Source organism: Variovorax sp. Root411, from assembly GCF_001425205.1.
GTDB lineage: Bacteria > Pseudomonadota > Gammaproteobacteria > Burkholderiales > Burkholderiaceae_C > Variovorax.
Genome location: NZ_LMDW01000017.1, coordinates 16,739 through 30,514, shown reverse-complemented (window position 1 = coordinate 30,514; position 13,776 = coordinate 16,739). Strand labels below are relative to the sequence as shown.

The following is a 13,776-nucleotide window of genomic DNA, read 5'->3' as shown; positions in this document are numbered from 1 at the left end:
GCAGAGCCGTGCACCACGGCCCCCATGGGGCTTGTTCGATGCAGCCGCCATGTCCCGTGGCGTCTTGTCGCGTTCGAAGTAGATGAAGCCTCTGCGGCCTGCCGCAGAGGCAACTGAATCACTCGCACCGGGCAATGTGATGCGCACTCGATCATTTAAATAAACATCAATTCACTTCATGACTGCCGTGATGGCTTGCCCTCACGACACAGATGTGTGCACGGGGAGTAGGTCGGCTTGAACTCGCTCTGGACGCCCAATCTAGAGACACCTCTGCCTGGGGTTTACCATAAGTAAATCATCATTTACTTTTAAAGCTGGCGCGTGTGTAATTCGGTGCATGAACAGTTCCGGTCCACTCCAGGGCTATCGCATCATCGAGATGGCCAGCAAAGGCCCAGGACCTTTGTGCGGCATGCTGCTCGCCGACATGGGCGCGGAGGTGATCCGGGTGGAGCGGCCTGGCACCCAGGCCGACGTCAAGGCAAGTCGAGAGGCATCCAGCGTCATCAACCGGAATCGACGTTCGGTGACCCTCGACCTCAAACAGCCACTCGCGCGTTCCGCCATGCTGCGAATGGTCGCGACGAGTGACGCGTTGATCGAGGGATTCCGGCCCGGGGTGATGGAACGGCTTGCGCTCGGTCCTGCCGACTGCCTCCGTGCCAATCGCCGCCTGGTGTACGGACGCGTTACAGGCTGGGGCCAGACGGGTCCGCTTGCTCTTCGGGCAGGTCATGACATCAACTTCCTTGGCCTTACCGGAGCGTTGCATGCCATCGGCCCGCGCGATGGCGCTCCGGTCCCGCCCTTGAATCTCGTGGCCGATTACGGCGGCGGTGCCATGTTCCTCGCATATGGGCTTGTGTGCGGTTTGCTGGAGGCAAAGGCATCGGGCCAGGGACAGGTCATCGACGTTGCAATGACCGATGCGGTAGCGAGCTTGATGACCGCCATACACGGCCTGCACAACGCGCAGCTGTGGGAGGACCAGCGCGGCTCGAATCTGCTGGACGGAGGTGCGTCGTTCTACGGCGTGCACGAAACACGCGATGGAAAGTTCATGGCCGTCGGTCCCATCGAGCCGGCGTTCTTCGCCGAGTTCCTTCGGCGCCTCGATCTTCCCGCGTCCGAGTTCGCCGACCGCATGAATCGGGTGAACTGGGCAAAGCAAGGCCACTTGGTCAGGGTGGCTTTTCGCCAGAAGACCCGCGCCGAATGGGAACTGGTGTTCTCGGAGGGCGACGCTTGCGTCACTCCTGTGCTGTCCTTGAGCGAGGCGCCGCAGCATCCCCACAACGTTGCGCGCGGCACCTTCACACAGCTGGACGGAGTGGCGCAGCCCGCGGTCGCACCCCGTTTCTCACGCACGCCCGGAAGGCTGCGTTCGACCCCTCCGAAGCCAGGAGCGGACGGAAGGGAAGTCCTGCAAAGCCTCGGATTCACGGCCTCCGAAATCGAGCAGATGCTCGCGGGCGCCCAGGCCCGGGGGCGAAACGTGGATCACGAGATTGCGTTGCCCGAAATCATGAAAGAAATCGCCGCGCGCTCGCAGTAGCAGCGGTGCCAAAAGCAGTCCACTGTCGATTGAAAGAAGGAAGTACCTTGGAAGCATTCATCTATGACGCCGTGCGGACTCCGCGCGGCCGCGGCAAGGCAACCGGCGCATTGCACACGGTCTCACCGCTGGAACTCGGTGCCACCGTTCTGAAGGGGCTCGAGCATCGCGGAGCGTTTTCACCGGACGTGGTGGACGAGGTTATCTTCGGCTGCGTGGAAGCGGTGGACGACCAAGGTGCCAATCTGGCACGGTCGGCGGTACTTGAAGCCGGCTGGGGCGACACGGTTCCGGGATTCATGGTCGCAAGATTCTGCGGTTCGGCACTGGATGCCGTGAACAGCGGGGCGGCAAAGGTGATGTCAGGCCAGGCCGACTGCATTGTTGCCGGCGGCGTCGAGATGAACTCGCTGGTGCCCATGCTGGTGGGAACCGGCGGTCCTTCGGTCAGCGACGTTTTCTTCAACGACCGCGTCATGCAGACACCCCAGGGCGTGGCCGCCGACCTGATCGCCACGCTCGAGGGCTTCTCGCGCACCGATGTCGACGCGTTCTCGGCTGCCTCGCACCAGCGTGCGTTCGAAGCCCGGCGCAGCGGCGCCTTCCAGCGCGCGCTGGTACCGGTGCACGACCGGCTGGGCCGCGTGCTGCTGACCGAAGACGAGCTCGTGCGAAACGACGTGACTCTCGAAAGCCTCGGGAAGCTCAAGGCATCCTTCGCAGAGAGCGGGCAAAAATTGGGCTTCGATGCAACGGTCCGCTACCGCTATCCGCAAGTGGACCGCATCGATCATGTGCACCATGCGGGCAATTCGTCCGGCATTGCCGATGGTGCGTCCGCCGTGCTCATTGGCAACGAACGGGTCGGACGCAAGTTGGGGCTCTCACCGCGCGCGCGGATCGTGGCCACCGCGAGCGCTGCGAGCGACCCCTGCATCATGCTCACCGCCCCCGTACCGGCCGCACGCAAATGCCTCGAGCGTGCGCAGTTGACGGTCGACGACATCGACATCTTCGAAGTGAACGAGGCCTTCGCATCCGTCGTGCTTCATTTCATGCGCCACATGAACTTGCCTCACGACAAGGTCAACGTGGTGGGCGGTGCCATCGCGCTCGGCCATCCGGTGGGCGCCACGGGCGGGATGCTGGTGGGAACCGTGGTGGATGAACTGGAGCGTCGCAATGCCAAGCGTGCGCTGGTGGTGATGTGCACGGGGCTGGGCATGGCCGTCGCGACCATTGTCGAGCGCGTCTGAACAACCCAACAGAGGAAACAACAGGTGATTGACTATTCGGTGAATGGCGACGGCGTCGCCCAGATCATTTGGAACAACCCCAACGGCCCCGTGAACGTCAAGAACGCGGAGGCAAGGGCCGCTTTCGTGCGGGCCGTCGATGCTGCGTTGGCGGACACAGCCGTCGTGGGCATCGTCATCGGCTCGGCCAAGCGGGACTTCCTCGCAGGTGGCGACATCGACGAGATCTACGAGGCGCGGACGCCAGAGGCAATCATTGGCAATGTCCGCGACATCGGAGCCTGCCTGCGGCGCATGGAGCGCTCTGGAAAGCCCGTGGCTGCAGCCCTGAACGGTTCGGCGCTTGGCGGTGGGCTCGAGCTGGCGCTCGCTTGTCACTACCGTGTCGCGGCCGACGACTCGCGTCTGCGTATCGGCTTGCCCGAAGCCACCCTGGGTCTCATCCCCGGTGCGGGCGGCACCCAGCGCTTGCCGCGCCTGATCGGGATTGCGCCCGCATCGAAGTTGCTCCTGGATGGCAAGGCGGTGGGCGTGAAGGAGGCGAAGGCCCTTGGCATCGTCGATGCGGTCGTCCCTGCCGATCAGCTCCTGGAAAATGCGCGCGACTGGGTGTTGGCGAACCCGCAGGCCGTGCAGCCGTGGGACACCAGGAACTTCCGCTACCGCGACTTCGAGCCCCAGTCCCGTGAAGGTCGCTGGTTCTTCTTCTACGCGTGGCCCAAGCTGCGAGGCAAGTCGCCGGAAGGAGATCTTGCGCCCGGCGCCCTGATGCATGTACTGGCGCAAGGCCTGGAGCGCGGCATCGACGCAGGCCTTGAAATCGAAGCGCGCTACTTCGGCATGGTGGCGGCTTCGCCATCGGCGAAGAACCGGATCCGCACGAGCTTCAAGGCCGCGGCTGCGGCGCGCAAGCTCGCACGCCGTCCGTCGGACGAGACCACCTTCGCGCCCCGTCGCGTCGGCGTTGTCGGCGCGGGGCTCATGGGGGCGGGCGTCGCGCTCGCTTGCGCCCGCGCCGGTTTGCAGACGGTGCTCGTCGACGTGACGGACGAGGCTGCACAACGCGGCAGGTCTCGCATCGCCAAGACCTTCGACGGTGCAGTCGAGCGGAAGCTGATGACGCCCGAGGCGCGTGATGCCGCAATCGCTCGTATCGAGGCCGGCAGCGACATGGACGCCCTCGCGGGTTGCGATCTTGTGGTGGAGGCGGTGGTCGAGTCCCCTGAAGTGAAGTCTCAGGTCTTTCGCAAGATCGCCCAGGCGGCGGGGCAGCAGGTGCTCATCGCATCCAACACCTCGTCCCTTTCCATCACCGAGCTGGCCGAGCGAGTGGATCAGCCGGCCAATTTCATTGGCCTGCATTTCTTCGCGCCAGTCGATCGGATGCAACTGGTCGAGGTGATCCTGGGAAGCCGCACATCCGCCACCACCCATGCGCATGCCTTGGACTTCGTCAAGCTGCTCGGAAAGACCGCCGTCGTCGTCAATGACGGGCCTGGCTTCTACACCTCTCGCGTGGTTGCCGCCTACACGCGCGAAGCGCTCGCGATGCTTGGCGAAGGGGTGTCGCCGGCGCTCATCGACAACGCTGCCTTCATCGCGGGAATGCCGATCGGCCCGCTGGCCATGGCCGACCTGACGTCCTACGATTTGTTGACCGACATCTTGAGCAGCCTGGCAACCGCGGCTCGCGGCACTGCGTGCGAGTCCGGCATGGCGTTGTCGGCGGCAAAGAGACTCGTCGAGTTTGAACGCGTGGGACGCAAGGGGAAGGGCGGCGTCTACGACTATCAAGACGGCGCCAAGGTGCTGTGGGCGGGGCTGAGCGAGGTATTCCCCCCGCTGGCGCAGCAGCCGGATGTCCAGGAAGTGGTGCAGCGCTTGCTGCACGTCCAGTCGCTTGAAACGATCCATGCAATCGACGAAGGCATTGCCGAGGACGCGTTGGAAATCGACTTGGCCTCGGTGCTGGGTTGGAGCTTTCCGGCTTGGCGCGGTGGCGTGCTCGCGCATGTGGACGACACGGGCCTTCAGGAATTCGTTCGCCAATGCGACGCGCTGGCGGAGCGGCACGGTCGCCGCTTTCTCAGCCCCGCATCGTTGCGCCGTCGTGCGGAGACGGGCGAGACGTTTCACGCCCACTGAGGCGAAGGTACGGCCATGAGCGAGAAGTTCACCATCGAGGAGGCCGCGCAGGTGCTCGTCGAGGCCATGCCTGGTTGCGTAAGCGAGCTCGGCGTGACCGTGGAGAGCCTGGGAGACGGTACCGCCACGCTTCGCATGTCGGCCACGCGCATGAGCTGCCGCGAAGGCGGCATCTTCGCCGGCCAGGCGATCGCGGGGTTGGCCGATACGGCCATGTGCTTCGCCATCTGGACCGATGGGCGTGGCTACCGGCCCGTGGCCACGGTGGATCTGCACGTGACGTTCCTGCGCGGAGGCGGCGCCGAGGACTTGCTGGCCCATGCCGAGATTGTGAAGTCGGGCCGCTCCTTGTCGTTCTGCAAAGTGTCGATGGTCCTTGCCGAGTCGGGCAAAGAACTGGCGTCCGCAGTCGCGACGTTCAGCCTGCCCGCCTGAGCAGCACGGGCCGGATTTTTTCTCGTGCAGGGCCAGTGGCCGCGCGTAATACTTTATCTATGGAGCTCTCATGATCGAACGTACTCTCTTTGGCCCAGACCATGAGGCCTTTCGAGAAAGTTATCGGCGTTTCCTTTCCAAGGAGGTCGCGCCTTATCACGCTGCCTGGGAAGAGCAAGGGTATGTGGACCGCGACGTGTGGAAGAAAGCCGGAGCCAACGCCTTCCTTTGCGCTTCGCTGCCCCCAGAGTACGGCGGCTCGGGTGCCGACAAGCTCCATGCGGTGGTGCAGATGGAAGAACTGGCGCGTGGCGGCTTCACCGGCATCGGCTTCAATCTGCACAGCGAAATCGTGGCCCCGTACATCCTGCGCTACGGCACCGAGGCGCAGAAGAAAAGGCTGCTGCCCAAGCTCGCCAGCGGAGAGCTGGTAGGCGCCATTGCGATGAGCGAGCCAGATGCCGGCAGCGACTTGCAGGGCATCAAGAGCACCGCCATCAAGCAGGCAGACGGCAGCTACCTGTTGAACGGCAGCAAGACGTACATCACGAATGGCTGGCACGCGGACGTGGTGATCGTCGTCGCCATGACCACGCCGGGCGCCGGCGCCAAGGGCACCAGCCTGCTATTGATCGAGCGTGGGATGAAGGGTCTGCAGTACGGCCAGCGGCTCAGAACGCTCGGCCTGAAAGCGCAGGACACCGGCGAACTGTTCTTCGACAATGTTCCTGTTCCAGCGGGCAATCTGCTGGGTGGCGAAGCCTTCGAGAACAAAGGCTTCGGCTGTCTGATGGAGCAACTGCCCTGGGAGCGGACTCAGATCGCGGTGACAGCAGTGGCGGCCGCGCAAGCCGCGATCGACGAAACGCTGCAGTACGTCAAGGATCGAAAGGTTTTCGGCCGGACCGTCGCCGACTTTCAGAACACGCGCTACAAGCTGGCCGAGCTGCAGACGGAAGTGCAGATCGCGCGGGTCTTCGTGGACAAGTGCCTGGAGCTGGTGCTTCAGAACAAGCTGGACACGGCGACCGCCAGCATGGCGAAGTACTGGACCACCGACCTTCAGTGCAAGGTGATGGACGAATGCCTTCAGCTGCACGGCGGGTACGGCTACATGTGGGATTGTCCGGTCACCCGCGCCTACGCCGATGCGCGCGTGCAGCGCATCTACGGCGGCACCAACGAAATCATGAAAGAGGTGATTTCCCGGGCCATTGGACTCAGAGGCTGAGTGGGCTGCGTGAGGTTCACAACTCAGCTGTCAAATTTCCACCATGGAGAAAAAAATGAATACAGAGACTTATGAATTGCGTTTCACCCGCGGCAAGCTGCCTGTGGGTAACGGCTATCCGGGACTCAGGCCCGGATCGCGCATCGATCAAGCCTTGGGCATGGTCTGCGAATACGACGTGCCGGTCGTTTTGCGTGACGGGACCAAGATCTATGTGAATGTCTTTCGTCCGACGGCTGAAGGCAAACACCCCGTCGTGCTGGCCTGGGCGCCCTACGGCAAGCATGACGGCAAAGAAGACTACTACGCCAAGCTCCCGGGCTGTGGCCAATCCATGGACCTGCACTCGGAATATGCGCGGTTCGAAGGGCCTGATCCTGCCGATTGGGTTCCGCACGGCTACGCCATCGTGTACGTCGATCCGCGGGGAGCCTGGGGCTCGGAGGGCGACCTGACCTTCATGAGCCCGCAAGAGACGCAGGACGGTTATGACGTGGTGGAATGGGCGGGCACCCAGGCCTGGAGCAGCGGCAAGGTAGGCATGAACGGCGTTTCCTACCTTGGCTGGAGCCAATGGAAGATCGCCGCCACGAACCCGCCGCATCTTGCCGCCATCAATCCGTGGGAGGGCGTGAGCGATTTCTACCGAGAGCTTTGCTTCCACGGCGGGATCCGCAGCAATTTCACGGCGATGTTCCCTGGCACGATGTGCCGCGCCTCAACGCGGGCGGAAGATCTTCTGGCAATGGCCAAGGAGCACCCGCTGTTCGATGATTACTGGGCCAGCAAGAACGCGGATCTGTCAAAGATCACCGTGCCGGCATTCGTGGTTGCAAGCTGGTCCGACCATGCACTGCATTCACGCGGGTCGTTCGAGGGCTTCAAGAAGATTGCGTCCAAGGAGAAATGGCTCAGGGTGCACGGCCGCAAGAAGTGGATGGACTACTACACCTACGTGGAAATGCAACGGCAGTTCTTCGATCGGTACCTCAAAGGCATTGACAACGAAGTGAGCCATTGGCCCAAGGTCAACCTTGAAATCCGGGAGAGGTCACACGTCGGCAATTACCGCGCAGAGAATGAGTGGCCGCTTTCGCGAACGAACTACACCAAGCTGTATCTCGGAGCTTCCAGGAGCGAGCTCAGTACCACGCCAGTGAAAGAGGCGGAGCAAGCTGGCTACAGCGTTGACGATCTGAAAGACAAGGGCCAGAACGCGATCTTCGAGATCAACTTCAAGGAGCGCACGGAACTTACGGGCTACAGCAAGCTAAAGCTGTGGGTCGCAGCCGTGGGCAGTGACGACATGGACCTCTATGTGGTACTGGACAAATTCGACCGGACGGGCGATCGAGTTCCATTCCCATCCCAAAGCGGCTTTGACCATGGCCCGGTTGCCTATGGCTGGCTGCGGGTGTCCCATCGCGAACTCGACAACGAGCGGTCAACCCCGCACCAGCCGGTACTCAGGCATCAGCGAGAACTGAAGCTGCAAGCGGGCGAGATCGTTCCGGTGGAGATCGAGATCTGGCCTTTCAGTGTTCAGTTCGAACCGGGCGAGACGCTGCGCGTGACGGTGCTTGGAAGCGACCTGCACGCCCATGAAGCCTGGAAGCACAATGCCGTTCGGTCCGTGAATCGGGGCATGCACCTCATACACACAGGCGGCAAGTACGACTCGCATCTGCTCGTGCCGGTCATCTCGGCCGAATGATTCAGGCGCCCTTGGCGCGGAGTTCGCGTGCAAGAAGCTCTATACGCGTTTCTATTGTGAGCACCCGCGGTGCAAAAGGATTCCCATGACAAACCGCTTCGGAAAATGCGGCTCTCTTGCTGATCTGTTCGTGCGCACCTGCGGCTGGAAGGGGCGCCACACGATCTTTGCCGACGACCAGGATCGGCAGTTCAGCGGCGATGTCGCGCTGGATCGAGCTTCTCGCTTCGCATCAGCATTGCGGGCCGCCGGAGCAGAGCGGGGCGACGTGGTCGCATTCCTGTGCCTGGGCTCGGCGCCGCATGCAGTTGCCTGGTTTGGCGCCATCATGGGTGGCTACGTGACCTCGAACTTGCATGTCAGGATCGACTCCGTAGATCAAGTGGCGCAGACGCTTGAATGGCTGGACGCAAAATTCGTTGTGCACGATGTCGCGTTTGCAGAGCTCATTCAAGCTGCCGTCCAGAAGTCGGGGCTTGGCATCCGGACCCTGCCGCTCGACGATGGAGTGGATGGCTGGGCGGCGTTCGTCAACACCGCGGAGCCTTTGGACTATCGAGGCGAGCGGCCCGAGCCTTCGTCCCTGGCATCCATCGTCTTGTCCTCCGGCAGCACGGGCCAGCCCAAGGGGGTGATGCACAGCCAGGCGACACTGTTGGCCGCGGCTTTGTCGGGCCAAGGCATGCTGGAGGGCCTGCACAAGAAGGACACGGTAATGCTGGCCATGAATCCATCCTTCGCTGCCTGGCTGATGTTCGTGTTGGCCGCGACTGCCGGCAGGTCACGCCTTTTCTTCGTCCGCCGATACGAGCCCGCCACGGTGATTGAGCTGATCGAACGCGAGCGCGTCACAGTTTTTCCATCGGTCCCGACGATGTGGCGCATGGCATTCGCCGTTGACACCAAGGATCGCGATTTGACGAGCCTGCGACTTATTGGGGTCGGGGGCGAAACTCTCACCGCTGACGACGTGACACGAATGACAACGCAATTTTGCAAGCGTCTCGCCGGGGGCTACATGGCCAGTGAGTCGGCCAATGGCTGTGCGGTCATGGTTTACGCCGAAGACTTGGCAGACGCCAAGAAAATTGGTTGCACCGGCCAGCCGGTTGCAGGGGCCGACGTGCGCATCGTGGACCCTGAAGGGTCGATCGACGATCTCCTGCAGTCAGGGCAAACAGGAGAAATCGTCGTCACCGGCTCATCTGTCGGATTGGGCTACTGGAGAGAGCCGGAGCTGACGGCAAAGAAGTTTGTCGACGGCTGGTGGCGCAGCGGCGATCTGGGTCACCTCGATGAGGACGGCTACTTGTGGATCAATGGACGAGTAGACAACGTCATCAATACGGGTGGCATCAAGGTTCACGCAGAAGAGATTGAAGCTCAAGTCTTGACCCATCCGGGAGTTTCCGCGTGCGCGGTCGTCGGGCACCGCGATGTGCATTTCGGGCAGCGGGTTGTCGCGTATGTCGTCTTGAAGGCCGCTGGGGTGACTCCGGACGATCTCAAAGTGCATTTGAAGGAGCACTGCCAGATGAGCAGCTACAAGGTTCCGAAAGCCATTCACATCCTCGACGCTTTGCCCACCGGGCTCACTGGCAAGCTCGACCGCCGTGCCCTGAGGAACGCCGGCGATTGACCTGCGCTCAGATTGAGACGTTACCGATTGAGTCGGTCATGTCTCGGCACCCACTTCAAGGAACAGGCGGCGGCGCCTTCGTTCACATGACCTCGACCTCGGACCTCATCGGCAACCTGGGCCAAGCCGACTCCGACGCCGCAAAGATGGGCATTGCCGCGCTCTCCAAGAGCATTGCGCTGGACATGCAGAAGTTCAACGTGCGCTCCAGCTGCATCGCGCCTTTTGCCTGGCCTTTGTACCGATGGAGCGTTCGGCGGACATCTTCACGTGGGGTCCGATCTGAGCGCAAGAGGCGAGCGGTCCGCCGGCGCAGCGGCAAGCCTTTGCGCGCAGCCGCACCTTCTTGGGCATCGGCCTCTCGGGGCGTTGGCCGCTCGAAGAACTACATCCGAAGCATCTTCCCCGGGTTCATGATGCCCAGAGGGTCTAGCGCGCGCTTGATGTCGCGCATCAGGTTGATCGCTTCGCCGTGCTCCACCTCGATCTGGGCGATGCGGTGCAGACCGACGCCGTGCTCGCCGGTGCAGGTCCCACCGAGCCGGATCGCGCGCAAGGCCACGTCCTCGGCCAGCGCCTCCGCCTTTCGGCGCGCAACCGGATCCGCGTTGTCGTAGATGATGCCCAGATGGAAGTTGCCATCGCCCACGTGGCCGACGATGGGCGCGTAGAGGCCGCTCTCGCGGATCGCTTCCTCGGTCTCGGTAATGCACTCCACCAATGCGGAAATCGGCACACAGGCATCGGTGCCCATCGAACTCCAACCGGGTCGCATCGCAAGATTCGCGTGATAGCAGGAATGCCGCGCCTTCCACAGGCGCGAGCGTTCCTCGGGCCGGTGCGCGTAGCGAAAGCCGCTGCCTGCGTTATCGAGGGCCAGTGATTCCACCATCGACACCTGCTCTGCCACGCCGGTCTCACTGCCATGGAATTCGATGAAAAGGGTGGGCCGTGCCTCAAATTCGTCCAACTTGGAGTAACGGATGCAAGCATCCATCTGAACGTCGTTGAGCAGTTCGATCCGCGCGACCGGAATGCCGAGTTGCAAGGTGGCGATCACCGTGTCCATGGCGGCACGGAGGTTGTCGAACTGACACACGGCCGCTACCACGTGCTCGGGCAGGCCGAACAAGCGCAGTTGCACTTCTGTGATGATCCCCAGCAAGCCCTCGCTGCCGACGTAGAGCCGCGTGAGGTCGAAGCCCGAGGCCGACTTGCGCGCACGCGTGCCGGTACGCACGATCCGCCCATCGGGCGTGACGACGGTCAGACCCATCACGGTTTCGCGCATGGTCCCGTAGCGCACAGCCGCGGTGCCGGAGGCGCGCGTGGCTGCCATGCCGCCGAGCGAAGCGTTCGCACCAGGGTCCACGGCAAAGAATAGCCCGCTGGCACGGAGGTGCTCGTTGAGCTGTTCGCGCGTCACGCCGGCCTGCACGCGGCAGTCCATCGAGTCGCTCGAGACTTCCAGCACATGGTCCATGCGCGAGAGGTCGATGCACACGCCGCCATGGATTGCGGCGACGTGTCCCTCCATCGACGTGCCGCTTCCGAACGCGATGATCGGCACTGCGGCGCGATGGCACAGCCGCACAGCCGCGGCCACCTCTTCGTTGGTCAGCGCAAACAGCACCACGTCGGGCTGGCCCGGGTCGGGCAGGCCTTCGCCGTGGCTGTGATGCGCGCGCACCGCGGCCGAGGTGACGGCGCGATCGCCGAAGATCGCCCGGAATTCGGGCAGCAGCAGCTCGACCGCGGCCGCGGTCTGCTCGAGGGTCTGGTGGAAGGCCATGGCGCAAGCGTGAGTTGTTGTTGAATCAGGCGCCCAGGTAGGCATCGCGCACGTGGTCGTTGTGCAGCAGCCGGGCGGCTGAGCCTTCGAGCGCGATGCGCCCGCCCTCCAGCACGTAGCCGTAGTCGGCGACGCTGAGCGCGGCAAAGGCGTTCTGCTCGACGATGACCACCGTGCGGCCGCCGCGCGCGATGCGCCGGATGTCCACGAACATTTCCGTGGTCAGCTTGGGCGACAGGCCCATCGATGGTTCGTCGAGCAGCAGGATGCGGGGACCGGCCATCAGGCCGCGCGCGATCGCGAGCATCTGCTGCTCCCCGCCGGACAGCACGCCGCCCATCTCGCCGGTCTTGCGCTTGAGCACCGGGAACAGCTCGTAGACCTCGTCCAGCGTGGCGCTCACCGCGCCCTTGTCGTGCCTGCGCACATAGGCGCCGACCTCCAGGTTCTCCTTGACGCTCAGGGTCGAGAAGATGCGGCGGCGCTGCGGTACGCAGGCGATGCCCGAGGCGACGATCTGTTCGATGGAGCGCTCACCGATGCTCTCACCGCGGAAGTCGACGCGGCCGGCGCTCGGTTTCAGGCGTCCGACGATCAGGTTCAGCGTGGTCGACTTGCCGGCGCCGTTGGCGCCGATCACCGCGACGATCTGTCCCGGGTAGGCACGGATCGAGAGGTCGAACAGGATCTGCACCTTGCCGTAGAACACGTCGACGTGCGAGAGCTCCAGCTCGGGCTGCTCGGCGATCACCGAAGAGGGAAGGTCCGCTTGCATCGTTTACATCCTCCGGCGCGTCGCGGCGTCAGAACTTCACGGCCGAACGCACGACGGGCTGGCCGGCCTTGATCTCCACGATGTTGACCTGCCTGTTGCAGTCGCCGGCCTTGTCGCACTTGTAGTCCGCCAGCAGGCCGTTGTAGCCCACGGTGGAGAAGGCGGCGCGCACCTTCTCCACATCGGCCGACTTGGCTTCGTTGATCGCGCGTGCTGCCAGGATCGTGGCGTCGTAGTAGGTGGCCGACCAGACGTCCGGTGCCATCTTGAATCGTGTCTCGTACTTCTTCACGAAGGCCTGGACGGCCGGATTCGGATCGGTGGGCACGAAGTACGAAGCGCTCATCGAGCCCTCGGCGGCGTTGCCGGCCAGCTTGAGGAACGCCTCTTCCGACAGCACCGCGCCGGCGAACTTGAAGGGCAGGCCGAACTGCTTGGCCTGGCGAAGGATCAGCGCGGCATCGGTGTCGTGGGCCCACAGGATGACCAGTTCGGCGCCGGACTTCTGCAGCTTGGCGAGTTGGGCCGAATAGTCCTTGTCGCTCGGGTTGTGGCTCTCCACCGCCACCGGCTTCAGGCCCAGTGTGGCCATCTGTGCCACCACGCGCGCCTGCCCGGACTTTCCGAAATCGTCGTTGGCGTAGAAGATGGCCGTCTTCTCGCCGGCCTTGAGCTCCTTCTGGGCATAGGCGATCAGCGCCTTGGCCTGCACGTCGTCGTCGGAGCGCGTGCGGATCACGTAGTTGCAGCCGCTGCGCGTGATGGCCACCGAGGTGCCGCCGGTGATCGACACCACCTTGCCGTTGCAGTAGGTCTTCTGCGTGGCCATCTGCGTGACCGAGTAGTGCGGCCCGATCATCACCGGCACCTTGCTGACCTGCATCAGCTTGTTGACGGCATTGATGGCGCCGTTCGGGTTGTCGCCCTGGTCGTCCTCGAACACCACCTCGAGCGGCTTGCCCAGCACGCCGCCCGCCGCATTGATCTCGCTCACGGCGAGCTCGACGCCCTGCTTGAAATTGCGCCCGACCAGCGCCTTCGGACCGGTCTGCGGCAGCGACACGCCGATCAGCGCATCGGCCATCGCCGGCATGGACAGTGCCAGCGCGGCGGCGGCCAGCCAGCCGGAACGGGCGCAGGGGGTGGCGATCTTCTTCATGGTGTTGTCTCCGGGTGAGTGCGCAGAGCGCTTCTTGTCGAACGAATGGAAAGTGAAAATGCGCGAGGCGTT

At 63.4% G+C, this 13,776-nt stretch carries 10 protein-coding genes and 1 pseudogene; 8 read left to right on the top strand and 3 right to left on the bottom strand.

The window, feature by feature from the left end:
• Window positions 1–340: 340 nt before the first annotated feature.
• The 8 genes and pseudogenes from ASC92_RS20625 to ASC92_RS29385 all read left to right on the top strand — a co-directional run.
• Window positions 341–1,558, top strand: coding sequence for a CaiB/BaiF CoA transferase family protein (locus tag ASC92_RS20625; RefSeq protein ID WP_056519239.1), 1,218 nt, complete (start codon window positions 341–343; stop codon window positions 1,556–1,558).
• Between the two features lie 47 nt (window positions 1,559–1,605).
• Complete coding sequence (locus ASC92_RS20620; RefSeq protein WP_056519236.1) at window positions 1,606–2,814, top strand: acetyl-CoA C-acetyltransferase; 1,209 nt, start codon at window positions 1,606–1,608, stop codon at window positions 2,812–2,814.
• 24 nt (window positions 2,815–2,838) lie between these two features.
• Window positions 2,839–4,959 (top strand): 3-hydroxyacyl-CoA dehydrogenase NAD-binding domain-containing protein, encoded by a 2,121-nt coding sequence (locus ASC92_RS20615; protein WP_056519233.1) that lies wholly within the window; start codon window positions 2,839–2,841, stop codon window positions 4,957–4,959.
• Window positions 4,960–4,974: 15 nt separating this feature from the next.
• Window positions 4,975–5,394, top strand: coding sequence for a PaaI family thioesterase (locus ASC92_RS20610; protein WP_056519230.1), 420 nt, complete (start codon window positions 4,975–4,977; stop codon window positions 5,392–5,394).
• 70 nt (window positions 5,395–5,464) lie between these two features.
• Entirely contained in the window at window positions 5,465–6,625 is a 1,161-nt protein-coding gene (locus ASC92_RS20605; protein WP_056519227.1) for an acyl-CoA dehydrogenase family protein, read from the top strand.
• Window positions 6,626–6,668: 43 nt separating this feature from the next.
• On the top strand, window positions 6,669–8,339 hold the full coding sequence (locus ASC92_RS20600; RefSeq protein ID WP_082519657.1) for a CocE/NonD family hydrolase: 1,671 nt from the start codon (window positions 6,669–6,671) through the stop codon (window positions 8,337–8,339).
• Window positions 8,340–8,424: 85 nt separating this feature from the next.
• Complete coding sequence (locus tag ASC92_RS20595; protein ID WP_056519223.1) at window positions 8,425–9,978, top strand: class I adenylate-forming enzyme family protein; 1,554 nt, start codon at window positions 8,425–8,427, stop codon at window positions 9,976–9,978.
• Between the two features lie 71 nt (window positions 9,979–10,049).
• Window positions 10,050–10,211, top strand: a pseudogene (locus ASC92_RS29385) (3-hydroxyacyl-CoA dehydrogenase); the annotation flags it as partial.
• 152 nt (window positions 10,212–10,363) lie between these two features.
• On the opposite strand, the gene ASC92_RS20590 reads toward ASC92_RS29385, so the two are convergent.
• Genes ASC92_RS20590 through ASC92_RS20580 form a run of 3 tightly spaced genes read right to left on the bottom strand, consistent with a single transcriptional unit; the run spans window position 10,364 to window position 13,704 of the window.
• Window positions 10,364–11,770, bottom strand: coding sequence for an FAD-binding oxidoreductase (locus ASC92_RS20590; protein WP_056519220.1), 1,407 nt, complete (start codon window positions 11,768–11,770; stop codon window positions 10,364–10,366).
• 25 nt (window positions 11,771–11,795) lie between these two features.
• Window positions 11,796–12,545, bottom strand: coding sequence for an ABC transporter ATP-binding protein (locus ASC92_RS20585; RefSeq protein WP_056519217.1), 750 nt, complete (start codon window positions 12,543–12,545; stop codon window positions 11,796–11,798).
• A gap of 28 nt (window positions 12,546–12,573) precedes the next feature.
• Window positions 12,574–13,704: an ABC transporter substrate-binding protein gene (locus ASC92_RS20580; protein ID WP_056519214.1), complete on the bottom strand. Its 1,131-nt coding sequence runs from the start codon at window positions 13,702–13,704 to the stop codon at window positions 12,574–12,576.
• Between the last annotated feature and the right edge of the window lie 72 nt (window positions 13,705–13,776).